This window comes from Micrococcus sp. KBS0714 (assembly GCF_002008305.4).
In the GTDB taxonomy this organism is placed as follows: Bacteria; Actinomycetota; Actinomycetes; order Actinomycetales; family Micrococcaceae; genus Micrococcus; species Micrococcus luteus.
In genome coordinates this window covers 2,014,722-2,037,494 of the sequence record NZ_CP042169.1, presented here as the reverse complement: position 1 = coordinate 2,037,494, position 22,773 = coordinate 2,014,722, and the positions used below count along the sequence as shown (strand labels likewise).

21 protein-coding genes are annotated in these 22,773 nt (G+C 73.7%); 6 read left to right on the top strand and 15 right to left on the bottom strand.

The features are described 5' to 3' along the window. Nucleotides 1-5: 5 nt before the first annotated feature. From trmB to B1A86_RS09315, 3 genes are all read right to left on the bottom strand, one after another. Nucleotides 6-1,001 (bottom strand): tRNA (guanosine(46)-N7)-methyltransferase TrmB, encoded by a 996-nt coding sequence (gene trmB / locus B1A86_RS09325; protein ID WP_020626479.1) that lies wholly within the window; start codon nt 999-1,001, stop codon nt 6-8. A gap of 70 nt (nt 1,002-1,071) precedes the next feature. Further along, on the bottom strand, nt 1,072-2,415 hold the full coding sequence (locus tag B1A86_RS09320) for a hypothetical protein (protein WP_043280891.1): 1,344 nt from the start codon (nt 2,413-2,415) through the stop codon (nt 1,072-1,074). Nucleotides 2,416-2,420: 5 nt separating this feature from the next. After that, a complete protein-coding gene (locus B1A86_RS09315; RefSeq protein WP_036382290.1) occupies nt 2,421-3,167 on the bottom strand; it encodes a DedA family protein in 747 nt (248 codons plus the stop codon). Between the two features lie 200 nt (nt 3,168-3,367). Between B1A86_RS09315 and B1A86_RS09310 the strand changes: the two genes are divergently transcribed. After that, nucleotides 3,368-3,961, top strand: coding sequence for a hypothetical protein (locus B1A86_RS09310; RefSeq protein ID WP_078026127.1), 594 nt, complete (start codon nt 3,368-3,370; stop codon nt 3,959-3,961). 99 nt (nt 3,962-4,060) lie between these two features. Here the strand turns inward: B1A86_RS09310 and B1A86_RS09305 are convergent, their stop codons facing one another. The 3 genes from B1A86_RS09305 to B1A86_RS09295 are packed head-to-tail and all read right to left on the bottom strand — an operon-like array spanning nt 4,061 to nt 6,514. Continuing rightward, nucleotides 4,061-4,864 carry an amino acid ABC transporter ATP-binding protein gene (locus B1A86_RS09305; RefSeq protein ID WP_049148021.1) on the bottom strand — a complete coding sequence of 268 codons (804 nt, stop codon included), beginning with the start codon at nt 4,862-4,864 and terminating at the stop codon, nt 4,061-4,063. A gap of 1 nt (nt 4,865) precedes the next feature. Then, nucleotides 4,866-5,696, bottom strand: coding sequence for an amino acid ABC transporter permease (locus B1A86_RS09300; RefSeq protein ID WP_078026128.1), 831 nt, complete (start codon nt 5,694-5,696; stop codon nt 4,866-4,868). Beyond that, nucleotides 5,693-6,514, bottom strand: a complete 822-nt coding sequence (locus B1A86_RS09295; protein WP_078026129.1) for an ABC transporter substrate-binding protein — start codon at nt 6,512-6,514, stop codon at nt 5,693-5,695. Before B1A86_RS09295 ends, B1A86_RS09300 begins: the two co-directional genes overlap by 4 nt. 314 nt (nt 6,515-6,828) lie before the next feature. On the opposite strand from B1A86_RS09295, the gene B1A86_RS09290 reads away from it, so the two are divergent. Next, nucleotides 6,829-7,524 carry a hypothetical protein gene (locus B1A86_RS09290; protein WP_246836818.1) on the top strand — a complete coding sequence of 232 codons (696 nt, stop codon included), beginning with the start codon at nt 6,829-6,831 and terminating at the stop codon, nt 7,522-7,524. A 4-nt stretch (nt 7,525-7,528) separates the two neighbouring features. Here B1A86_RS09290 and B1A86_RS09285 read toward each other — a convergent pair whose 3' ends face one another. After that, the gene (locus B1A86_RS09285; RefSeq protein WP_078026130.1) at nt 7,529-8,710 is read right to left on the bottom strand and encodes a YihY/virulence factor BrkB family protein; all 1,182 of its coding nucleotides are present in this window, start codon (nt 8,708-8,710) and stop codon (nt 7,529-7,531) included. Nucleotides 8,711-8,856: 146 nt separating this feature from the next. On the opposite strand from B1A86_RS09285, the gene clpB reads away from it, so the two are divergent. Continuing rightward, on the top strand, nt 8,857-11,451 hold the full coding sequence (gene clpB, locus B1A86_RS09280; protein ID WP_070709419.1) for an ATP-dependent chaperone ClpB: 2,595 nt from the start codon (nt 8,857-8,859) through the stop codon (nt 11,449-11,451). 127 nt (nt 11,452-11,578) lie between these two features. Here clpB and B1A86_RS09275 read toward each other — a convergent pair whose 3' ends face one another. After that, entirely contained in the window at nt 11,579-12,997 is a 1,419-nt protein-coding gene (locus B1A86_RS09275) for a M20/M25/M40 family metallo-hydrolase (protein WP_246836817.1), read from the bottom strand. A gap of 295 nt (nt 12,998-13,292) precedes the next feature. Between B1A86_RS09275 and B1A86_RS09270 the strand changes: the two genes are divergently transcribed. The 3 genes from B1A86_RS09270 (at nt 13,293) to B1A86_RS09260 (ending at nt 15,628) form a co-directional block, all read left to right on the top strand. Then, nucleotides 13,293-13,499: a DUF3073 domain-containing protein gene (locus B1A86_RS09270; RefSeq protein WP_036314242.1), complete on the top strand. Its 207-nt coding sequence runs from the start codon at nt 13,293-13,295 to the stop codon at nt 13,497-13,499. After that, nucleotides 13,496-14,440, top strand: a complete 945-nt coding sequence (locus B1A86_RS09265) for a Sir2 family NAD-dependent protein deacetylase (RefSeq protein WP_036314243.1) — start codon at nt 13,496-13,498, stop codon at nt 14,438-14,440. Before B1A86_RS09270 ends, B1A86_RS09265 begins: the two co-directional genes overlap by 4 nt. A gap of 198 nt (nt 14,441-14,638) precedes the next feature. Continuing rightward, a complete protein-coding gene (locus B1A86_RS09260; RefSeq protein ID WP_078026132.1) occupies nt 14,639-15,628 on the top strand; it encodes a hypothetical protein in 990 nt (329 codons plus the stop codon). Nucleotides 15,629-15,694: 66 nt separating this feature from the next. Here the strand turns inward: B1A86_RS09260 and purM are convergent, their stop codons facing one another. The 7 genes from purM to B1A86_RS09225 form a co-directional block, all read right to left on the bottom strand. Continuing rightward, nucleotides 15,695-16,852: a phosphoribosylformylglycinamidine cyclo-ligase gene (gene purM, locus B1A86_RS09255; RefSeq protein WP_078026133.1), complete on the bottom strand. Its 1,158-nt coding sequence runs from the start codon at nt 16,850-16,852 to the stop codon at nt 15,695-15,697. After that, on the bottom strand, nt 16,849-18,462 hold the full coding sequence (gene purF / locus B1A86_RS09250) for an amidophosphoribosyltransferase (protein ID WP_078026134.1): 1,614 nt from the start codon (nt 18,460-18,462) through the stop codon (nt 16,849-16,851). The genes purM and purF overlap by 4 nt, the downstream gene beginning before the upstream one ends. Further along, entirely contained in the window at nt 18,459-18,866 is a 408-nt protein-coding gene (locus B1A86_RS09245; protein ID WP_044658862.1) for a hypothetical protein, read from the bottom strand. Before B1A86_RS09245 ends, purF begins: the two co-directional genes overlap by 4 nt. A 283-nt stretch (nt 18,867-19,149) precedes the next feature. Continuing rightward, on the bottom strand, nt 19,150-19,551 hold the full coding sequence (locus tag B1A86_RS09240; RefSeq protein WP_036314253.1) for a sterol carrier family protein: 402 nt from the start codon (nt 19,549-19,551) through the stop codon (nt 19,150-19,152). Further along, nucleotides 19,548-20,621 carry an asparaginase gene (locus B1A86_RS09235; RefSeq protein ID WP_078026135.1) on the bottom strand — a complete coding sequence of 358 codons (1,074 nt, stop codon included), beginning with the start codon at nt 20,619-20,621 and terminating at the stop codon, nt 19,548-19,550. Before B1A86_RS09235 ends, B1A86_RS09240 begins: the two co-directional genes overlap by 4 nt. Before the next feature lie 81 nt (nt 20,622-20,702). Next, entirely contained in the window at nt 20,703-21,500 is a 798-nt protein-coding gene (locus tag B1A86_RS09230; RefSeq protein WP_078026136.1) for an ABC transporter ATP-binding protein, read from the bottom strand. Nucleotides 21,501-21,579: 79 nt separating this feature from the next. Then, nucleotides 21,580-22,731: an ABC transporter permease gene (locus B1A86_RS09225; RefSeq protein ID WP_078026137.1), complete on the bottom strand. Its 1,152-nt coding sequence runs from the start codon at nt 22,729-22,731 to the stop codon at nt 21,580-21,582. Nucleotides 22,732-22,773: the final 42 nt, after the last annotated feature.

Here is a 22,773-nt window from a genome sequence, read left to right as displayed (position 1 = left end):
CGTGCTCAGCGGCGGCGGTACGCCAGGTCGAACACGAGCCGCCCGGCCCGCTGGGACTTCGCCTCGAAGCTCGTGATCGGTCGGCCCTCGAACCGGGGCGCCCAGCCGCCGTCGTGGTCCACGGGGTCCGCGGCCGCCGCGCCGGCCCGCGCCTCGCCCAGGCCGGCGCGCAGGGGGCGCTCCTCCTCGGCCGCGCTCTCCCATCCCGCGGGCAGCGGCTGGGCACCCACCTCGGTCTCCCTGCCCTCGCGGCGCACCCGCGTGAGCGGAGAGTCCTCGCCCGCGGCGCGCCCGGGGAAGAGGTTCTCGAACTCCGGGTGCGCCTCGAGCACCTCGCGCATCTGCACGGCGTAGCCCGACCAGTCCGTCGCCAGCCGCAGCACCCCGCCGGGGGTGAGCACCCGCGCCACGCGGTCCGCGAAGGCGGGGGAGACCAGGCGGCGCTTGTGGTGCCGCTTCTTGTGCCACGGGTCCGGGAAGAACACCCACACCTCGGAGACGGAGCCGGGCGTGAGCAGGGCGTCCAGCAGCTCGGGGGCGTTGGCCTCCACGGCGCGGACGTTCTCCAGGCCCTGCTGCTCCACGCGCGTCATGAGCGCGGCCAGGCCGGGCACGTAGACCTCGACGGCGAGCACGTTCCAGTCCGGCCGGTCGGCGGCGGCCTGCGCCGTTGACTCGCCCAGCCCGGAGCCGATGTCGACCAGCAGGGGGGCCTCGCGCCCGAACACCCCCGCCCAGTCCAGTCGGGCCTGGCCGTCCACCGAGGTGGCGCCGCGGCCGCGAGGCACGTCCACGAGGACCCGCTCCGCCTGGCGGTCCCACACGGCCTGCCGCCCCGCGTTCAGGCGCGCACCACGTCGGACGAAGGAGACCGGCTCCCGTCGGACGAGGGCGGGGTCCTTGTCCCGATTGTGGTCGTGCGCGTGGACGCGCTCGGCGGGCGGCGGCACGGCGTCGGGGCCGGGTGCGTCCGGGCAGGGGCGGGGCAGGTGCTCAGTCATCGCCCCGATCCTGCCACGGCCGCGCGTCGACGGTGCAGACCGCGGCCGACGACGGCGCCCGGCGCCGGGGTCAGGGGGTGCTGCTGGAGCGGTCCCCCGACGTGGGCGACGCGGACGCGGAGGCCGTGGTGGCGGTCGGCTCGGGTGCGGACTCGGTCGGGTCCGGCGCAGGGTCCGTGGCCGGCGCGCTCGTGGACGGACCGGACGCGCTCGTGGACGGACCGGACGGGCTCGGGGACGTCGGGGTCGGGGACGTCGGGGTCGGCGTCGCGGAGGTCGGCGTCGGGTCGGGGGTGCTCGGCGTCGGACTGCCGGATCCCGTGCCCGACGGCGAGGACGAGGTGGGGGGAGACGACGGGGAGGACGGCGTGGCCGAGCGGGTGGGCGCGGGGGCCGAGGAGGACGGGGCCGTGCTGCTCGGCACCGGGGTGGTCACGCTGGGCGTCGGGGCCGCCGTGTCGGCGGGCGCGGACGGGGGCGGCACGGGTGCGCCGGTGGCCTCCTCCGTCCACGAGGACGTCTCGGGCTCCGGCTCGGGGGCGGGCTCCGGCTGCTGCTCCTCGGGGGTCGGGGTGGAGCGGTCCGGCAGACGCAGGTCGGCGGGGGCGGAGGCGGCGTCCGCGGCGACGTGGCCCAGGTCGGACAGCCAGGCGGTCGCCGTGTCCCGAGGGATCCGCACCGTCAGCACGCCCGCGGCGGCCGGCGCCATGGACGCCTGGTCCGCCTCGAGCATCAGGCTGCCGTCCGGCAGGAAGACCACCGCGTCCCAGACGCGACGGTTCTCCACCTGCTCCGGGGCGTCGACCGCCGAGTCCAGGCGCGAGCCGATCACGTCCGGGTCGTTGGCCATGCGCTGGCGCACCTCGGCGCGGAACGCGTCCCAGCCGTCGGGGGTGAAGAGATCGGCGGTCTCGAGCACGCGGTCCTCGCGGGCCGAGTACCAGATCACGTGCGAGGTGGACACGGAGTCCGTGCCGCGCCGCTCCGTGGCGAGCAGGCGGGCCGCGGCGATGTCCTCGGCCACGACGGCGAGCTGCGGCTGGATCTCCAGGCGCGGGTCCGCGCTCGGGTCGGTGTCCCGGCGGTACTGGTCGATCTGGTCGCGCACGGCCCCGGCCATGGCGTCCGTCCAGGCCGGCGCCCCGGACACCTGCAGCCACGCCCCGTGGTGGTCCGGGTCCTCGCCCTCGAGCACGGCGACGCTCGCCTCCGGCACCCGCTCGAGGTCGTGTGAGGGGACCTCGACCGTGAACGGGGCCATGTCCATGGACGGCAGGGCGGAGGCCGCCGTCGTGGCGGGCGCAGGCTCGGGCTGCGGCTCGGTGCGAGCACAGGCGCTCAGCGCCACCAGGGCGACGGCGGCCAGGCCGAGGGCCGCGCGGCCACGGCGGGGGGAGGGCAGGACGGGGTGCATGCGATTCACTTCCGGTGGTCGGAGGACTCCAGGATGGCCTCGACGCGGGCGGCCATCTCATCCGCGGTCGGCGGGCGCCAGTCCGGGTCGTTCCGGCGGCGGGCGTCACGGCGCAGGCGCAGGACCACCCAGATCGCGAGGAAGGCCAGGATCAGGACCAGGACGATGTTGGAGAAGACGTCCGCGTACTCGGAGACGACGTGGAACCGCTCCCCGAGCGCGTAGCCGCCGTAGACGAAGATCGCGTTCCAGATCAGGGAGCCCAGCGCCGTGAACAGGGTGAACTTCGCGAGGTTCATCCGCTCGATGCCCGCGGGGATGGAGATCAGGGAGCGGAACACGGGGACCATGCGGCCCAGGAACACGGTCCAGTAGCCGTATCGGATGAACCAGCGCTCGGTCTTGGCCACGTCCTCCATGTCCACCAGCGGCATGCGGTCCGCGAGGCGGTACATGCGGTGGCGGCCGAGCCACGCGCCGAGGCCGTAGAGGGCCAGCGCTCCGACGATCGAGCCGACCGTCGCCCAGACCAGCGCGGCATGCGGGCTGAAGGCGCCGCCGGCCGCGGTGAAGCCTGCCAGGGGCAGGATCACCTCGGACGGGATGGGCGGGAAGATGTTCTCCGCGAAGACGGCCAGGCCGACGCCGATCGGGCCGACCGCCTCCATGATGTCCACGACGATGTTGCCGAGCCAGCCGTAGTCGGTGGGCGCGGCGGCGGCCACGGTCAGGGGTGCGACGAGGGGGAGCATGCGCCCCATTGTCCATCATCGACCGCCTCCGCGACGTGGTGGAGGCGCCGACGTCGTCCGCTCTGCGCGCACAGCCGCGCCTCCGGGCGGGCGGGAGCGGGCTGCCGTTGGTACTGTCGGAGGTGCAGACCGCTCACCGACCGTTCGCGCCACACCCCACTCCACGTGCGTGCCGCGGGCCCTACTGGAAGGAAGACTCCATGAGCATCGTCCAGATTCCGCTGCGCCTGGCCTCCGGCGCGTTCATCCTGAACTCCGGCCTGAACAAGCGCGGCATCTCCGCGGAGCAGGCCCAGGGCCTGCGCGACATGGGCGCCCGCGGCCTGCCCGCGCTGGCCAACCTGTCGCCGGAGCAGTTCAAGAAGTTCCTCGTGACCACGGAGATCGGCGTGGGCTCGGCCCTGCTGGCCCCGTTCGTCCCGGGCTGGCTCGCCGGCTCCGCCCTGACCGCGTTCTCCGGCGGCCTGTTCTCGATGTACCTGAACACCCCGGAGATGACCGAGGCCGACGGTGTGCGTCCGTCCCAGGAGGGCACCGGCGTCGCCAAGGACATCTTCCTGGTCGGCTCCGGCCTGGCCATCGCCGCCGACTCCGTAGCCAACCGCCCCGGCAAGCGCCGCAAGGCCGCCAAGAAGCGCGCCGCCCGCATCGAGGGCGCCCGCGACGCCAAGGTGCAGGCCATCCGCGACGCCCAGGACGAGAAGGTCGCCGCGATCCACGCCGCCCGTGAGGAGCAGGTCGCCGCGCTGCGCGAGGCCCGTGACGAGCTGAAGAAGCTGCGCAAGAAGGCCTGACGCCCCCGCCGCATGCCTGAGGGGCCCCGCCCGGACCACGGTCCAGGCGGGGCCCCTCACGCATGCGCCCGCCCACCGGGGCACGGCGGGCGGGCAGGCTCAGAGATCGATCTCGGTGGGGTGCAGCACGCGGCGCAGGAAGTCCTGGGTGCGCGGCTGCTGGGGATCGGAGATCACCGCGGCGGCCGGGCCGGCCTCCACCACGACGCCGCCGTCCATGAACACGACCCGGTCGGCCACCTCGCGGGCGAAGCCCATCTCGTGGGTGACCACGAGCATGGTCATGCCGTCGCGGGCCAGCTGACGCATGATCGCCAGGACGTCGCCGACGGTCTCGGGGTCGAGGGCCGAGGTGGGCTCGTCGAAGAGCATCAGCTGCGGGTCCATGGCCAGCGCACGGGCGATCGCCACGCGCTGCTGCTGACCGCCGGAGAGCTGGTCCGGGTAGCGGTCCTCGAGCTCGGCCAGGCCCACGCGGGCCAGCTGCCGACGGGCGATGTCCACCGCCTCGGCCTTGCCCCGCTTGAGCACCTTGAGCTGGGCCACGGTGCAGTTCTCCAGCACGGACAGGTGCGGGAACAGGTTGAACTGCTGGAACACCATGCCCACGTGGCGGCGCAGCACGTCCAGGTCCACGTCCTCGTCCGTGACCGTGAACTCACCGACCGTGACGACGCCCGAGTCGGGCTTCTCCAGCAGGTTCACGCAGCGCAGGAGGGTGGACTTGCCCGAGCCGGACGGGCCGATCAGGCACACGACCTCGCCGGGGGCGACGTCGAGGTCGATGCCGCGCAGCACGTGGTTGGCGCCGAAGGACTTGTTGAGGCCGGCCACGTGCACGCCGGCGGCGTCCGCGGCGGCCACCGCGCCGAAGGATCCGGTGATGGGGTTCTGCTGGGCCATCTCAGTGCCCCTTCTTGGTCGAACGGGTCTCGAACCGGCGGGCCAGCAGGGACAGCGGCACGGTGATCACGAGGTAGAACAGGCCGGCCACAAGGATCGGCGTCATGCCGGCGTCGAGGGCGGAGATGCCGTCGCGACCGAACTTGGTGAGCTCGTACTCGTGCGCGGCCAGGCCGAGCACGTAGACCAGCGAGGAGTCCTTGGTCAGGAGGATGACCTCATTGGTGAGCGGCGGCAGCACGATGCGGAACGCCTGGGGGATCACGATGGTGACCATGGCCCGCCACGTCGGCATGCCGAGGGACCGGGCCGCCTCCATCTGGCCGCGGGGCACGGCCTGCAGGCCGGCGCGCAGGGTCTCGGCGATGTACGCGGCCGAGACCATGCCCAGGGCCACCATCACGACGACGGGGATCGGCCAGGACACCCCGAACGCGAAGGGCACCCCGTAGCCGAAGGCGAGGAACACCAGCAGCGCGGGGACGCCGCGGAAGAACTCGACGTAGGCGGTGGCCAGCCACCGGTACGGGCCGAACGAGCTCAGGCGCATGAGCGCGAGCACGATGCCGCCCAGCAGGCCGACGACGAACGAGGTGACCGTGTAGAACAGCGTGTTGCCCAGCCCCACGAGGATCACGTTGGGGAACATCGGGGCCACGGCGGGGAAGTTCAGGACGTTCTCGGCGAGCGCGCCCCAGTCGATGAGGACGGCCAGGACGACGAGGGCGAGGACGAAGACGGCCGCCTGGATGATCAGGGACAGCCGACGACGGCGGCGCGCGCGGCCGGGCTTCATGGCCGGTGCCGGCGAGACGGGGGCCTGCGTGCTCATCGGTAGTCCTCCTGTGCCTGACCGAACCAGCGCTCCTGGAGCTCGGCCACGGTGCCGTCGTTGCGCAGCTCCTGCAGCGCGCGGTTCACGGCGGAGCCGAGCTGCGCCTTCTGCGGGCCGACCGCCATGCCGAGCTGCTCGCCCGTGGGCAGCGACTCGACCACCTCGAAGCGATCGTCGTCCTTGAGGGAGTAGAGCAACACGGACTGGTTGCCCAGGGCGGCGTCCACGGTGCCGGCCTGCAGGGCCTGGACCTGCATGCCGCCGTCCTCGAACTGCACGGGGCTCAGGCCGTTCTGCTGGGCGTATTCGTCGCCGGTGGTCGCGGCCTGCACGCCGATCCGGCGGCCCTTCGCGGAGTCGACGTCGGTGATGCCGGAGCCCTTCTTCGCGACCAGGACGAGGTCGTCGTCGAGGTAGGGGAGGGTGAAGGCCATGACGCGCTGACGGGCCTCGGTGATGGAGATCGACGAGGCGTTCACGTCGCAGCCGGTGAGCGAGGCACCCGACTCGATGGCCTCGAAGGAGGAGTCGATCACGTTCACCCCGAGGCCCAGCTTCTCCGCCACCGCCTCGACCAGCTGGATGTCGTAGCCGGTCAGCTCACCGTTCTCCTCGAACTCGAAGGGCGGGTAGGGGACGTCCGAGCAGACCGTCAGGACGCCGGGCTGGACGAGGCCGTACGAGGTGCTCAGGTCGTCGTCGGACACGATGCCGGCGGATCCGGCGTCGCCGCCGAGGACGGCGCAGCCGGTGAGCAGCGCCGCCGACGCGGTGAGCCCCACGGCGCCGAGGAGGCGGGAGTGGATGCGGGTCATGGAGGGCCTTCTGTGCCGCCGTCGGGAGGACGGGCGTGCGGGTCGGAGGGAGCCGGCAGAGTGACGTGTTCCGCCGTGATTGGAGGTCATCGTAGTGCGTCGGGGGCCGTCGCGGGCGCCGGGAGACGACTCGTCGCCGCGGAGCGAGCCGATCGACCGGTGGCCCTGCCGCGGCCCGCCTCAGCAGACGAAGGCTGGCCTCGCGCTGTGGGGATTGTCAGGCTGGGTACATCGTCGTCACCCGGTCTGAGAGGTCTCTCATCCTCCGCACCCCCGCCCCCGCCCGCCCCGCCGCCACCCTGTCCCTGCTCGCGGTGGGCGCCCTCGCGCTCGTCGGCTGTGCCGGGGGAGGCGGCGAGGCCTCGTCCTCCTCGGCCGACGCGTCCAAGTCCGCCCCGACGGGGGCCGGCTCGGACCTCACGGACGAGCAGGAGGAGCGCGTGGAGGCGCTCGAGGACGTCCTGCTCACCCCGGAGACCGCGCCCGGCGGCGTGTTCACGGGCATGGAGACCCAGGCCGGCGGCGGCGAGCCGATCAGCACCAGCCTGAGCCTGACGGGCGTCACCCCCACGGGCGCCTGCGCGGACCTCATCGAGCAGATCAATACGCAGCAGGCGCCCGGGCTCGGCGGTGCGCTGGCCCAGTACGAGGTGGACCCGGCCGCCGTCACCGGCCTGGCCGGTTCCCAGGCCGGGGCGTTCGGCATGGTCGCGGTCACCGACGACGGCACCGATCTGCTGGCGCCCTTCGGCAAGCTGGCCGACACGTGCGGCACGTTCGGCGACCCGGACGGCGTCGAGGCGGCCTTCACGAAGGTGCCCGGCGTGCCGGACGCGGCCCACATCGCCCTGGGCAACTCGGGCATGGACACGGCCCTGTTCACCATGACCGTCGGCGGCGTCACGGACGGGGACGAGCTCGTGTACCTCGGCATGGTGGGCCTCGACGAGGAGATCGCGGCCGAGACGCTGCGTGCCCAGGTCGAGGCGTTCGAGGCCCGGGAGCGCTGATCCGTCAGTCGTCGGGCCGGGGCGTCGGCTCGAGGCGGGCGCCGTCGTGGGACACCGGGTCCGCGTGGAACGGGCTGCCCGAGCTGACGTCCTCCGGGTCCCGCCGCCCCGACTCCACCGCAAGGAGGCGCCCCTCCTCGGAGAGCAGGGGTGTGGCCTCGATCGTGAGGTCCTCGCCGGCGCGCACGGCGTCGGCCACGAGCCGGGCCAGGCGGCGGTTGCGGGCCTCGTACCGTTCGGAGGCCTCGAGCACCGCGGTGTGCCGCGTCGCCAGCTGGATCTCGACGGAGGCGTCGATGCCGACGGCCAGCTGGCGGGCACGCAGCACCTCCGCGTCGAAGGCGGCCCCGGCCAACAGCACGATGCACGCCACCCACGCGAGGGCGAGCACGCCGATCGCGGAGTTGATCCGCCCGACCACGGCGAACTGGCCGAACCGGTCCGTGATCCAGCCCAGGGCCACGGTGGCGCCGAAGAGCAGGACCACCACGGCCACGGCGCCGAGCGAGAGCGGGCGGTAGCGGGGCTGCCGGACGTTGGGCCCCAGGCGGTAGGCGAGGGTCACGATCAGGGCGATCACCACGAGGATGACCGGCCACTTCACCACGTTCCACGTCTGGACCGTCTCCTCCGGCAGGCCGACGGCCTGGCCGAGGCGCAGGGAGAGGTCACCGCCGACGACCACCAGGATCGTGATCAGCACGGCGCCGAGCATGAGGGCGAGGGTCTCGACGAAGACCACGAGGCGGAAGTGGAGGAAGGGCCGGCCCTCGCGGGTGTCGTGGATGCGGTGCATGGCCCGGTGGAACGCGCCGACGGCGCCCGAAGCGGACACCACGGTGCCGACGGCCCCGAGGACGACGGCGCCGGTGCCGGGCCCGGCCGAGCCGAGGGTCAGGATCCATTCGCGGACGACGTCGGGCGTCAGCGACGGCCAGATCTCGGCGGCCAGGTGGGCCGCGGCGTCCACGGTCTCCTCCTCGACGCCCAGCAGCGAGACCACGGAGAGCAGGGCGATGACGGTGGGCAGCAGGGACAGCGCCCCGAAGAAGGTCATGGCGGCGGCCACATCCCAGACCTGCAGCTCGAAGAGCCGGTGCAGGGTGCGGCGCAGGACGTACAGCAGGGACACCCGCGGTCGGGTGTACGTGCGGAGGCGCCGGGGCGCCGCTGTGGAGCCGGCCATGGCACCAACGTACCGGCGCGAGGGGGAATAGCCCTGGTGCGTGGAGGGTTGAGCTATATAGACTCAACTTCGTCTGCGGCGGGAACGGCCCGCGGTCGACGGTTGTCCGACACCCCGGGACACGGGAGAGAAGGAGCCAATAGTCCATGGATGCCAAGTTCACCACCAAGAGCCAGGAGGCGCTCTCGGCTGCGGCCATGAACGCCTCCACCGCCGGCAACCCCCAGGTCGAGCCGGCCCACCTGCTGAAGGCCCTGATGGACCAGCGGGAGTCCGTCGCCGTGGCCGTCCTGAAGGCCGCCGGGGCCGACCCCGACGCCGTCTCCACGGCGGCCTCCTCGGCCATCCGACGCCTGCCCTCCACCCAGGGCAGCACGGTGGCCCAGCCCCAGTTCTCGCGCGCCGCCCTGCAGGTCGTGCAGAACGCGCGCACCCAGGCCGAGCAGCGCTCGGACGAGTTCGTCTCCACCGAGCACCTGCTGCTCGGCGTGGCAGCGGACTCCGGCGAGGCCGGTGAGGCACTGCGCTCGAACGGGGCGAGCCTCGAGGCGCTCGCCGCCGCCCTGACCCTGGTGCGCGGCGACTCCCGCGTCACCACCCAGGACCCGGAGACCACCTTCCAGTCCCTGGAGAAGTACGGCACGGACCTCACCGAGATCGCCCGCTCCGGCAAGCTCGACCCGGTGATCGGCCGCGACGCCGAGATCCGCCGTGTGGTGCAGGTGCTCTCGCGCCGCACCAAGAACAACCCCGTGCTCATCGGCGAGCCCGGCGTCGGCAAGACCGCCGTCGTCGAGGGCCTGGCCCAGCGGATGGTGGCCGGGGACGTCCCCGAGTCCCTGCGCGGCAAGACGCTGATCAGCCTGGACCTGGGCGCCATGGTCGCCGGCGCCAAGTACCGCGGCGAGTTCGAGGAGCGCCTGAAGGCCGTCCTCGAGGAGATCAAGGCCGCCGAGGGGCAGGTCGTCACGTTCATCGACGAGATCCACACCGTCGTGGGCGCGGGCGCGTCCGAGGGCGCCATGGACGCCGGCAACATGCTCAAGCCCATGCTGGCCCGCGGCGAGCTGCGCCTGATCGGCGCGACCACCTTGGACGAGTACCGCGAGAACATCGAGAAGGACCCCGCCCTGGAGCGCCGCTTCCAGCAGGTCTTCGTGGGCGAGCCCAGCGTGGACGACACGATCGCCATCCTGCGCGGGCTCAAGGAGCGCTACGAGGCCCACCACAAGGTGGCCATCGCCGACTCCGCGCTCGTGGCCGCGGCCACGCTGTCCCACCGGTACATCACCGGCCGCCAGCTGCCGGACAAGGCCATCGACCTCGTGGACGAGGCCGCCTCACGCCTGCGCATGGAGATCGACTCCGCCCCGGAGGAGATCGACGTCCTGCGCCGCCAGGTGGACCGCCTGACCATGGAGGAGCTCGCCCTCGAAGGCGAGACGGACCCCGCGTCCATCGAGCGGCTCGACGCCCTGCGCGCGGAGAAGGCGGACCGCGAGGAGGAGCTCACCGCCCTCACCGCCCGCTGGGACGCGGAGAAGGCCACCCTCAACCAGGCCGGCGACCTGCGCGCCAAGGTGGACGAACTGCGTTCGCTCGCCGAGAAGGCCCAACGCGACGGCGACCTCGCCGAGGCCTCCCGCCTGCTGTACGGCGAGATCCCCGCGCTGGAGAAGCAGCTCGAGGAGGCGGACCGCGCCGCCCGCGAGGCCGACCGCTCGGCCACCGAGCCGATGGTCTCCGAGGAGGTCACGGCGGACGACATCGCCGAGGTGGTCTCCGCCTGGACCGGCATCCCCGCCGGGCGCATGCTCACCGCCGAGTCCGAGAAGCTGCTCACCATGGAGGAGCACCTCGGCGAGCGGCTGATCGGGCAGCGGGACGCCGTCGTCGCCGTCGCGGACGCGGTGCGCCGCTCGCGGGCCGGCATCGCGGACCCGAACCGGCCCACGGGCTCGTTCCTGTTCCTGGGCCCCACGGGCGTGGGCAAGACCGAGCTGGCCAAGGCGCTCGCGGAGTTCCTCTTCGACGACGAGCGCGCCATGGTGCGGATCGACATGTCCGAGTACGCGGAGAAGCACTCCGTCTCCCGCCTGGTCGGCGCCCCTCCGGGCTACGTCGGCTACGACGAGGGCGGCCAGCTCACGGAGGCCGTGCGGCGTCGCCCGTACTCGGTGGTGCTGCTGGACGAGGTGGAGAAGGCCCACCCCGAGGTCTTCGACATCCTGCTCCAGGTGCTCGACGACGGCCGCCTCACCGACGGCCAGGGCCGCACCGTGGACTTCCGCAACGTGATCCTGATCCTCACCTCGAACCTGGGCTCGCAGTTCCTCGTGGACCCGACCCTGGACGAGGCCGCCAAGCGCGAGTCCGTGATGTCCGTGGTGCGCGGGGCGTTCAAGCCCGAGTTCCTCAACCGCCTGGACGAGATCGTGCAGTTCGACGCGCTCACCGTGGCCGAGCTGACGCGGATCGTGGACCTGCAGGTCGAGTCCCTGCAGGCGCGCCTGACGGACCGCCGCCTCACCCTCGAGGTGTCCGACGCCGCCAAGGCGTGGCTCGCCGCGACCGGGTTCGACCCGGCCTACGGCGCCCGGCCCCTGCGCCGCCTGGTGCAGCGCGAGATCGGCGACCGCCTGGCCCGCGGCATCCTCGCCGGGGAGATCGCGGACGGGGACACCGTGGTCGTGGACCGTGTCGAGGGCGAGAACGGCCTCACCGTGACCCGGAAGGGCTGACGCCGGGACCGACGGACCGTGTTCCTCCTCCCTCTGGCGCGTCGGGGGCGGTTTCGGGTGGTATCCGGCCTGGATACCACCCGAAACCGCCCCCGACGGCATCTGCGAGACGGGCGGACGCCTCGGGTCAGCGGGTGCCGAGGGCGTCGGCGTCCTGCTGGAGGGTGCCGATCAGGTTCGCCACCGCGCGGGCCGTGTGGGTCAGCGTGGTGATGGAGACGTTGTCGATGTCGTCCTGGGGCGTGTGGTAGTTGTCGTCGCGGATCGAGAGCAGGCCCGTCGAGGCGATGCCCGCGTCCACGAACGGCGCGTAGTCCGAGCGGCCGTTGCTGCCCTCGGGCTGGTGCCCGTGGCCGTCGCGGTCGAGCTGCGCGCCGAGCAGGGACTCAGCACCGATCGACCAGTCGGCCGTGAGCACGCCGAGCGTGTTCTGGTGGTCCAGCGGGGCCACCATGTCCAGGTTGGTGTAGAGGATGATGTCCTCGCGCTCCGCGGCGGTCAGGGTGTCCACGTAGTGGTGCGAGCCCAGCAGGCCGATCTCCTCGGCGCCCCACAGGGCGAAGCGGACCTTGCTCTCGGCCTTGTTGGCCTTGGCGGCCTGGCGTGCGACCTCGAGGGTCGCCGCGACGCCCGAGGCGTTGTCGTGGATGCCCGGGCCCTCCGGCACGCCGTCCAGGTGGGCGCCGAGCATCACGACGTCGTCGTCGCTGCCCGTGCGCGTCTCCGCCAGCACGTTCCAGGTGGGCCGCTGCTCCACAAGCTGCTCGAGGTCCAGGGTGACGGTGGCGCCGCCGGCGCGGGTCTGGGCCAGCAGGTCGGCGCCCAGCTCGCGGGTCACGCCCACGGTCCCGACGACGTCGCCCGGCGCGGCGCCCAGGGTGCCGTTCAGTGCGCCCTCGGCGTTGTTGTAGATGATGACGGCCTCGGCGCCCGAGGCGGCCGCGACCTGGGACTTCTGGGCGAAGGTGCAGTCGCCCCGGGAGACCAGGGCGACGCTGCCGGTCAGGTCCGCGCCGGCCCAGTCCGCGTCGGCGCAGCCGGTGGCGGCGCCGGCGGGGGCGGCGAGCGGGGCGTCGGTGACCTGCGCCGACGGCGAGGACGTGAAGACGGTGTGCTCGAGGTCGCGCTGGACGGGTCCGGTTTGCTGAAGCCGGTCCCGCAGGGTCTCGGTGTAGGTGATCTCGAACTCCTGGAGCTCGACGTCGTAGCCGGCCTCCTCGAGCTCGCCCACGGCGTAGTCGAGCGAGGCCTGGAAGCCCGGCGTGCCCGCGGCGCGGTTTCCGTGCTCGTCCGCGATGGCCGCGAACGCCGTGATGTCCTGGCGGAGGTGGTCCGAGGAGATGGAGCGGACCAGCTTCTTCGGGGAGTTCGGGTTGCCGCCGGCGCGGTTCTGCCCGGGGCCCAGGCCACGGTCGGCGGTCTGCGTGGTGCCCATGGGGGCCTTTGCCGGGGCGGCCGGGGCGGCCGGGGCGGCGAGTGAGACGGGGGCGGCGGTCAGCGTGGCGGCCAGGGTGGCGGCGGCCAGCAGGGTGGGGGTGCGGCGCATGGGCATCCTCATCGTGGGGGGCGTATGTGACGTACGCAACATAGCCCATCGTCCAGCGACCGTGCAGGGTGTGTGTCACGCCTGTCCAGCCGGGTGCCGCCCGTGCTGCGGCCGCCCGCGCCGCACCCGGCGCCGCCGCACGCCCCGCCGGACCGGGCCGGTCGTCGTCGTCCACAGGCCGTCCGGCGGGTCATGTATCCTTGTCCGCACGAACCATATTGACCAGTGAAGACCTCGGCGGGCCCCTGTGCGCCACAGATCCGAGGCGGCGAGAGATGCGAAGGGGGTCACGCTCATGGGGCGCGGCCGTCAGAAGGCGAAGGCCACGAAGCAGGCACGGGAGATGAAGTACTTCTCTCCCGGAACAGACCTCTCGGCACTGGAGCGAGAGCTCACGGGCGGACGCACGCGCGGCCCGGAGCAGGACCAGGAGCCCGAGTACGAGGATCCGTACGCGGACCTCTACGCGGAGGACGAGGACGACGACGCGCGGGCGCGATGACGCCCGCACGGCATCCGGCCCTGGACGGGCATCAGGCCGCCCTGCGGTCGATCGCCAGGGTGGTGGATGAGACAGCACCGCTGCAGGACCCCGAGACGGCGTCTCGAGGTCTGCTGCGTCTGATGGAGGAGTCCCGCCCGCTCGTGATCACCGGGGCCGGCGTGTCCACGGACTCCGGCATCCCGGACTACCGGGGGCCGAACGGGTCCCTGCACCGCCACCGGCCGATGACGTACCAGGAGTTCCGGGACGACCCGGCCGCCCGCCACCGCTACTGGGCGCGCTCGTTCGTGGGCTGGCGCCGCATGGACCAGGCCCGCCCGAACGAGGCGCACCGCATCCTCGCGCGCTGGGCGGCCGAGGGGCGGATCGCCGGCGTCCTGACCCAGAACGTGGACGGGCTGCACGCCGAGGCCGGACGCGCGGCGGGGATGCCGGAGGACCGGCTGATCGAGCTCCACGGGGACCTGGCGCGCGTGGCCTGCCTGAACTGCGGGGCCACCGAGTCCCGCCGTGACCTGGACCTGCGGCTCGAGGCCGCCAACCCGGGCTACCTCGAGCGCGTGGCGATCGACCCGGACGCCGTGAACCCCGACGGGGACGTCTCCCTCGACCAGCACTGGGTGGAGGAGTTCACGATGGTCGGCTGCCGGGTGTGCGGCTCCGTGAAGCTCAAGCCGGACGTCGTGTACTTCGGCGAGTCCGTGCCCCCGGCGCGGCGCGCGGCCGCGGAGGCGATGGCCGACGACGGCGGCACGGTGCTCGCCGTCGGCACCTCGCTGGCCGTGATGAGCGGCTACCGGTTCGTGCTGCGGGCCGAGCGGGCCGGGCATGAGACGGGGCTGATCAACCTCGGCCCCACCCGCGCCGACGCCAAGGCCCGCTGGCGCTGGCGCGCCCCGGTCGCCGACGCGCTGGCCTGGCTCGACGCCCGCCTCTGACCCCCACCCACGTTTTCGTGCGGGAAACGGCGGGCGCCGGGGCGTTTTCGTGCGGGAAACGGCGGGCGCCGGGGGTGTGGACACCGGGTGGCCCGGGGCCACGCACGACTCCTGCACAGGTGGCGCCGCCGGCGTTGTCGTCCACGGTGGGTGCTCCCGAGCGGGGGGGATAGGCCGGGTTGAGCCATCGTCACGGGCATGGCCACGTCTTCCCTGCCCCTATCGGACATCGTCGAGACCGGCCGGCCGTTCACCCGTGGCGACCTGCGCGCGGCCGGGGTTTCGGAGCGACTGGTCCGCGGCGGTGACGTGCGGCGCGTGACGCATGGGGTCCATCGGCTCCGGTCTGACCACCTCGGCTCGTGGGCGGATCTCGGCTACGTCGAGGCCCCCGCTCCCTTCGCGCCGGAGGAGACGGCCGCGATCGTGGAGGCGAGCGGGGGAGTGGCCTCCCACCTCACGGCGCTGCTCCTGCACCGCGTGCCGCTGCCGCCGTTCCTGGCGGAGGACGGCACGGTGCACGTGTCCCGGCCGCACCCGCGCGGGGCGAGCGTCCGACCGGAGATCACCTCGCATGCCCGCCTCGTCCCGGCCGCGGACGTCACAGCCCTCCACGGGATCCGCCTGACGAGCCTGGAGCGATCCTGGGCGGATCTGGCCGCGCTGCTTCGTCCAGGCATGCTCGAGCCCGTCGTGGCGGCCGGGGACGCCCTCATCCATCGGCCGTGGTCGCCGGAGGGGCGTCGCTCACCACGGACCACGACGGCGGCCCTGCGGTCCGCGCTCCTGCGTGCCGGACGGTTCAAGGGAGTGCGCACCGCCCGTGCCGCACTCGAGCTGGTGCGGGTGGGCGCGGATTCCCCGCAGGAGACAGCCCTGCGACTGGCCCTGCTCCACGCCGGCCTGCCCGAGCCGGAGCTCCAGCTGGTGCTGCACCCGGGCCGGGCCCGGTCACCGGACGCGGATCTGGGGTGGCGGCAGTGGCGCTTGGTGGTCCACTACGACGGCGGTCACCACCTCGACCCGGCACAGCTCGCGGTGGACTCGTGGCGAGACGAGGGATGGGCGCGCGCGGGCTGGACGCAGATCTGGGCCACGGTGGACGACGCACGGGACGACTTCCGGCGCGTCGTCGCCGAGGTGCAGACGCACCGGGCCCGGCTCGGCGGGCGGGTGTTCGCGTCGTGAACCGCCGTTTCCCGAACGAAAACACCCCGGAGGCCGCCGTTTCCCGAACGAAAACGCCCCGTGGGGTCAGGCGGCGTACTGGCCGCGCATCAGCACGGCGCCGCCGTCGACGCCCTTGGCGCCCTGCACGAAGTTCAGGCCTGCGGCCGCCGCGTCGTCGGTGAGGGCGCCGATGGTGCCCATCTCCCACGCGTCGATGCCGGCGTCCACGAGCACGGAGATCGACGTCGCGGCCACCTCCGGGTCCACCACGGCCACCATGCCCACGCCGAGGTTGAGGGTGCGCTCGAGGTCGGACTGCGGAACGCGGCCGAGCTCGCCCACCAGGCGGAACACGGGCGGCAGGGACCAGGTGTCGCGCTCGACGGTCGCCATGAGGCCCTGCGGGAGCACGCGCGCCAGGTTCGCGGCCAGGCCGCCGCCGGTCACGTGGCTGAACGCGCGCACCGGCAGGTCCGAGCCGCCCTCGTGGCCGTTGAGGCGCTGCACCAGGTCGAGGCAGGCGCGGGAGTAGATGCGGGTCGGCACGAGCAGCTCCTCGCCGAGGGTGCAGCCGAGCTCGGTGACCTCGCGGTCCAGGGACCAGCCCGCGGCGTTCACCACGCGGCGCACGAGCGAGTAGCCGTTCGAGTGGATGCCGGAGGAGGCCATGCCGATCACGACGTCGCCGGACTGCACCCGCTCCGCGCCCAGGACCATGTCCGCCTCGACCACGCCGGTGGCCGCGCCCGCCACGTCGTACTCGTCTGCGGCCAGCAGGCCCGGGTGCTCGGCGGTCTCGCCGCCCACGAGCGCGGTGTCGGCCAGGCGGCAGCCCTCGGCCACGCCGCGCACGATGTCCGCGATGCGCTCGGGCACGACCTTGCCGCACGCGATGTAGTCGGTCATGAACAGGGGCTGGGCGCCGACCACCACGATGTCGTCCACGACCATGCCCACGAGGTCCTGGCCGATGGTGTCGTGCTTGTCCATCGCCTGCGCGATCGCCACCTTGGTGCCGACGCCGTCCGTGGACGTGGTCAGCAGCGGCTTGCGGTACTGCAGCAGCGCGGAGGCGTCCCACATGCCGGCGAAGCCGCCGATGCCGCCCATGACCTCGGGGGTGTGGGTGGCCTTCACGGCGTCCTTCATCAGCTCGACGGCGCGGTCGCCGGCCTCCACGTCGACGCCGGCCGAGGCGTAGGTGATCGGGGCGGCGGAGGAGGGGGTCTGGTTCGGGGTCACAGCGGGGTCCTGTCCGTCTCGGTGAGCAGCTTCTCGTCGTCGGCGTCCGGGCCGGGCTCGCAGCCCGTGGCGGTCACGGTGGTGGTCTCGCCGTCCTCGTCCAACACCACGGTGGACGCGGGCGACACGGCGACCGGCTCCAGCAGGCCCTTGCCGCGCTCGCCCTCGTCGGCCAGCGGGATCGGGTAGTCGCCGGTGAAGCAGGCGGTGCACAGGCGCTCGCGCGGCTGCCCGGTGGCCTCGATCATGCCCTCCTCGCTGATGTAGGCCAGCGAGTCGGCGCCGATGGATGCGGCGATCTGGTCCACCGCGGCGCCGTTGGCGATGAGCTCGGCGCGGGTGGCGAAGTCGATGCCGTAGAAGCAGGGCCACTTCACGGGCGGGGAGGAGATCTTCACGTGCACCTCGGCGGCGCCGGCCTCCTTGAGCATCCGCACGACGGCGCGCTGGGTGTTGCCGCGCACGATCGAGTCGTCCACCACTACGACGCGCTTGCCGGCCACCACGGTGGACTCGACGTTGAGCTTGAGGCGGATGCCGAGCTGGCGCAGCGTCTGGGACGGCTGGATGAAGGTGCGGCCCACGTACGCGTTCTTCACGAACCCCTGGCGGAACGGCAGGCCCGAGGCGTCCGCGTAGCCCACGGCGGCGGGCGTGCCGGACTCGGGCACGGGGATCACGACGTCGGCCTCGACCGGCTGCTCGAGCGCGAGGCGGCGGCCCATCTCCACGCGGGACTCGTACACGGAGCGCCCGGCGATCGTGGCGTCCGGCCGGGCGAGGTAGACGTACTCGAACACGCAGCCGGCCGGCTTGGACTCGGCGAAGCGGGTGGAGCGGATGCCCTCCTCGTCGATCGCGATCATCTCGCCGGGCTCGACCTCACGGATGAACGAGGCGCCGACGGTGGCGAGGGCCGACTGCTCGGAGGCCACCACCCAGCCCCGCTCGAGGCGGCCGAGCACGAGCGGGCGCACGCCCTGCGGGTCGCGGGCGGCGTAGAGGGTGTGCTCGTCCATGAACACGAAGCAGTAGGCGCCGCGGATCTTCGGCAGCAGCTCGAGGGCGGTCTCCTCGAGGCGGTCCCCGGGGGCGCCGTGCAGCAGGGCCGTGACCAGGGCGGTGTCCGTGGTGTTGCCCTGCTTCATCTCACCGTGGGTGTGGCGGCCGTCCGCGGCGTGCACCATGCGCAGCAGCTCGGCGGAGTTCACGAGGTTGCCGTTGTGCGCCAGGGCGACCGTGCCGTCGTCGGCGGTGGCGCCCAGGGTGGGCTGGGCGTTGGCCCACTTGTTCACGCCGGTGGTGGAGTAGCGGCAGTGGCCGACGGCGATGTGGCCGCTCAGTGCGGTCAGGGTGGCCTCGTCGAACACCTGGGAGACCAGGCCGATGTCCTTGTAGACGGCGATGCGCCCGCCGTCCGAGACGGCGATGCCCGCGGACTCCTGGCCGCGGTGCTGGAGGGCGTACAGGCCGTAGTAGGCCAGTTTCGCGACCTCCTCGCCCGGCGCCCACACGCCGAACACGCCGCATTCGTCCTGCGGCCCCTGGTCCTGGGGGTCGAGGGCGGCGGTCAGGCGGCCGTCGCCTCGTCGGGTGCGCGGTGCGATCACTGCTCGGGGGTCCTTTCGGTGGGGGTGGTGCGGGCGGGCGGGGCACCCGCGTCCACACGGTCCAGGCGGACGTCCGCCACGGCCGGGTCGTCGGTGCGCTCGAGGACCACGGTGCGCGCGGTCGACCGGGAGCGGCGGTCCAGCAGCAGCCACACGAGCAGCCCGAGCACGCTCGTGCCGAGCATGCTCAGCAGCGATGCGAAGCCGAACGTCTCCGAGAAGGAGAGCGGGATGCCGGAGTACGGGTCCGCGGGCGGGGTGGGGGAGGCGTGGACCGCGGTGGTAATCACGAGTGCGATCAGCAGGCCGAGCGCGAGCGCCACCGCGAGCACCGCGGTCAGCCGCGGGGCGCGACGGACGGTGTAGGCGCGCTGATCGGGGGTCGGCTCGGGGGCGGAGGTCATGCGCGCCAGTCTATCGAGTCGGCCGCTGGGGCCAGTCGCGCGTGCCCGCGGCGGTGGCGGCACTCCCGGAGCACGCTCTGGCCGGCGCGTTGCGTGACGTTGAGCTCGTCGACCGCGGCCTGATACTCCTCCAGCGGGAGCACGACCTGCCCGCAGGCACGGGCGAGCTGTGCCTTCGCCGCGGTGTCCGGGGCGGGATCGGCAGAGCTGCATCCCGCGACGAGGAACGGTGCCGACGTTCGAACGGTCGGTGCCGCCGAGAGGACTGCCGGACACCCCTCGCTCACGGCCGCACGAGCGGCAGGTGCGCGCCGAGGTCGGCCCGCACGCCCGAGGCGCGCACGCCGCCGGCCGCCGTCGCGTCCTCCCAGGTCGTCAGCCCCGTGGCCAGGGACAGCCATGTCACGGCGTCCATCTCCACCACGTTGGGCGGGGTGCCGCGGGTGTGCCGGGGCCCGGGGAGGCACTGGGCGACGCCGAAGGGCGGCACGCGCACCTCCACCGAGTTCCCGGGCACGCGGGTCGCCAGCTCCTCGAGCGCGAAGCGCACCGCCGTCGCCCGCGTGGGGCGCGGCAGCGCGGCGGCCGCCGCGGGGTCCTCCTCGTGGGCGCGTGCCCACGCCAGCAGCGCCGCGTGGCCCTCGACGACAGGCACCCGGCGGCGGGGCACGGAGCCGGTGGTCACGCCCGCGCCTCGAAGGCCGGCAGGACGTCCCCCACGAGGTCCCGCACCGGCGCGGCCAGGCGGATCTCACCGACCGGCTCACCCCGGCCGAGCACCGGGGGCACGACGGCGGCCAGCACGCCCGGCAGCGTCGCCCGGTCCACGTGGTCCGGGGCGAACCGGGCCAGCAGCGCGAGCGCGACCAGGTCGCCGGCCCGCGTGCCGCCGTCGAGCGCCTTGACGGCCACGGCCGTGCCGTCCGGCGCGGCCATGACGAGCACGCCGTCCGCGCCCGCCTTGGCGAGCAGGCCGAGCTCGCGCATCACCACGGTGTTGGAGCTCGTCTCCCCGTGGACGGCCCACGGGTGCTCGAGCATCGCGGTGGCGACGGCGGCCGCGTGCGGATCCGCGTCGGCGCGGCCGGGCGCCGCGGCGACCCGCCCGATGCCGCGGGCCAGGCCCGCCAGCGAGATGACGGCGGCCGGGGCGCCACAGCCGTCCACACCGGTGTGGGCCACCGGCTCGCCGCAGTACTCGGCGATCACCGCGTCCACCTCGCGCTGCAGCGGGTGCGCCGGGTCGAGGTACGTGGCGACGTCGTGCCCGGACGCCGCGCAGGCCGCGAGGAAGCCGGCGTGCTTGCCGGAGCAGTTGAAGGCCAGCGGGGTCGCGGCGGCGGACTCGCCGTCGCGGCGGACCTGGGCGACCACCTCGGAGGTGTCCGCGGGCCAGGCCGGCGGGCACTGCAGGGCGGACGCGTCGAGGCCTGCGTCCGCGAGCATGCGCTCGGCCAGCGCCTGGTGCCGGAGCGTGCCCCGGTGGGAGCCGCACGCGATGGACAGGGCCTCGCCCTCCAGCGCCGCCCCGTGGCGCAGCGACGCGACGGCCTGGAACGGCTTCAGCGTGGAGCGCGGGTAGATCAGCGCGTCCGCGGGGCCGAGCCCGGCCAGCACCCGCCCGTCGGGGCCGGTCACGACGGCGGCGCCCGCCGTCCGGGACTCGACGAAGCCGTTGCGGACGGTCTCCACGAGCTCGACGGCGTCGGACAGGGCGAGGGTCTCGCCCGCGGGGGCGACGGTGGCGTGGGTCATGCGGTCCAGGGTAGCGAGGGCCCCGGACGCGCCGGGCGTCCGGGGCCGGTGGGCCGGGTCGGGTCCGGCGGCGTCAGCGGCTCACTCCGCGGAGAGCCGCCCGTCCACCATGGTCAGGGTGCGGTCCGTGACGGAGAGGAACTCGTGGTCGTGCGTGACCATGAGCGTCGCCACCTGCTCCTCGCGGGTCAGCGTGCCCAGCAGGTCCACGACGGCGGCCGAGCGCTCACGGTCCAGCGCGGAGGTGGGCTCGTCCACGAGCAGCAGCGTCGGGGAGGCCATCAGCGCGCGCACGATGTTCACGCGCTGCCGCTGACCGCCCGAGAGCTGGTGCGGGCGCTTGCCGGCCTGGTCGGCCAGGTCCACACGCTCGAGCAGCTCCATGGCCCGGGCCTTGGCGGCCCTGCGGTCGGCGCGGGTGGCGTCGCGGTCCAGGTGCACGGTCAGCTCGAGCTGCTCGGCGGCGGTCAGGGACGGGATGAGGTTCGGCTGCTGGAAGATCACGCCGATCTCCTGGCCGCGCAGCGCCGTGCGCTCCTTCCGGGACAGCCCGGCCATCTCGCGGCCGGCGACGGACACGCTGCCGGAGGTGGGCGTCACCAGGCCCGCGGCCACCGCCAGCAGGGAGGACTTGCCCGAGCCGGACGGGCCGACCATCGCGGTGAACGTGCCGGGGAGCAGGTCCAGGCTCACCTCGTCCAGGGCGCGCAGCACGCCGCGCTCGCCGTCCGGGTACTCCAGCACGAGGTCGCGCACGGACAGCGCGGGGGTGGCGTCGGCCGCGGCGGCGGGGCGCTCGCCGGCGACGCGGTGGGCGGCCGCGGCGGCGGGGGTGCGGAGGGCGTCGAGGTCGGCCTGCGGGGCGGTGAGGGTGGTCATGGGGAGGTCCTTTCTCCAGGCGGGGGCGAGGCGGAGCCGAGGGGGACGACGGCGCCGGGCGGCGCCGTCGTCGGGGCGCTCAGTTGCCGCCGAGGGCGACCAGCGGGTCGATCCGGGTGACGCGGTAGACCGCGATGACGGCGGCGAGCATGCCGAGCACGAGGACCCCGGCGGCGGGCACCGCGGTGGTGGCCCACGAGAGCTCGAACGGGACGGCCCGCCCCGCGAACGCGCCGATCACGGCGGCCAGCCCGGTGCCCACGGCCACGCCGCCGACGAGCACGAACGCGGCCTGCGCGAGCGAGTCCTTCAGCACCCAGCCGTTCGAGCCGCCGAGGGCCTTGAGCACCGCGATGTCGCGGGTGCGCTGCACCGTCCAGATGGACAGGAACGCGATCACCACGAGCGCCGAGATGCCGTACAGGAAGCCCTGCATGGTCATCAGGGAGCCGTTCTCGGACCGGTAGCTGGGCAGGGCGGCGTAGGAGCCCTTCACGGTCTCCGCGACGGTGCCCGCGGCGTCGTCGCCGGCGGCGGCCACGGCGTCGACGTCGGCGCCCGCGTCGAAGCGCACGAGGCCGGCGGTGCCGAGCACCGCGTCGTCGGCGGTGTGCGAGATGGCGTTCCAGTCCTCGAGCGCCAGCCACGTCACGGGGGAGTGGGAGTAGTACTCGGTCGGCACGACGTCGGCCACGGTGTAGACGAAGCCGGAGACCGCGACGGCGTCACCCGCCTGGGCGTGGAGGGAGTCGGCCACGTCCTGGCTGAGCACGATCTGCCCGAGCTCGACGCCGGCCGGCGCGTCGGAGCCGCCCGGGGTGAGACCGATGAACGCGGTGGTGGCCACGCCGGTGGTGGGCTCGCCGGACACGTCCGCGCGGCCCTGCGGGTCCGTGTCCACGGGGTGCTCGAGGCCAATGGCCCGGCCCTGGCTCACACCGAGCGGCTCGACGGAGGCCACGCCGTCCGTGGCCGCCCACGCGTCGCGCTGGGCCACGGTGAACTCGGACTGGGTGAACGACGCGGTGGGCTCCTGGCCCGCCGCACCGCCGAAGACCAGACGCTGCACGCCCTGCTCGCCGAGGCGGTCGATCGCGGCCGTGTTCTGCCCGCCCAGGCCGGCCGTGAGGCCGGAGAGCATGACGAGCAGCAGGCTGATGAGGGCCACCACGGAGCCCATGAGGGCGAACCGTCCGGTGGCGAAGCGGAGGTCGCGGAGTGCGAGGAACACGGGGCGCGTCCTTTCCTGACGAGGTCTGTCCTGAGGTTGCCT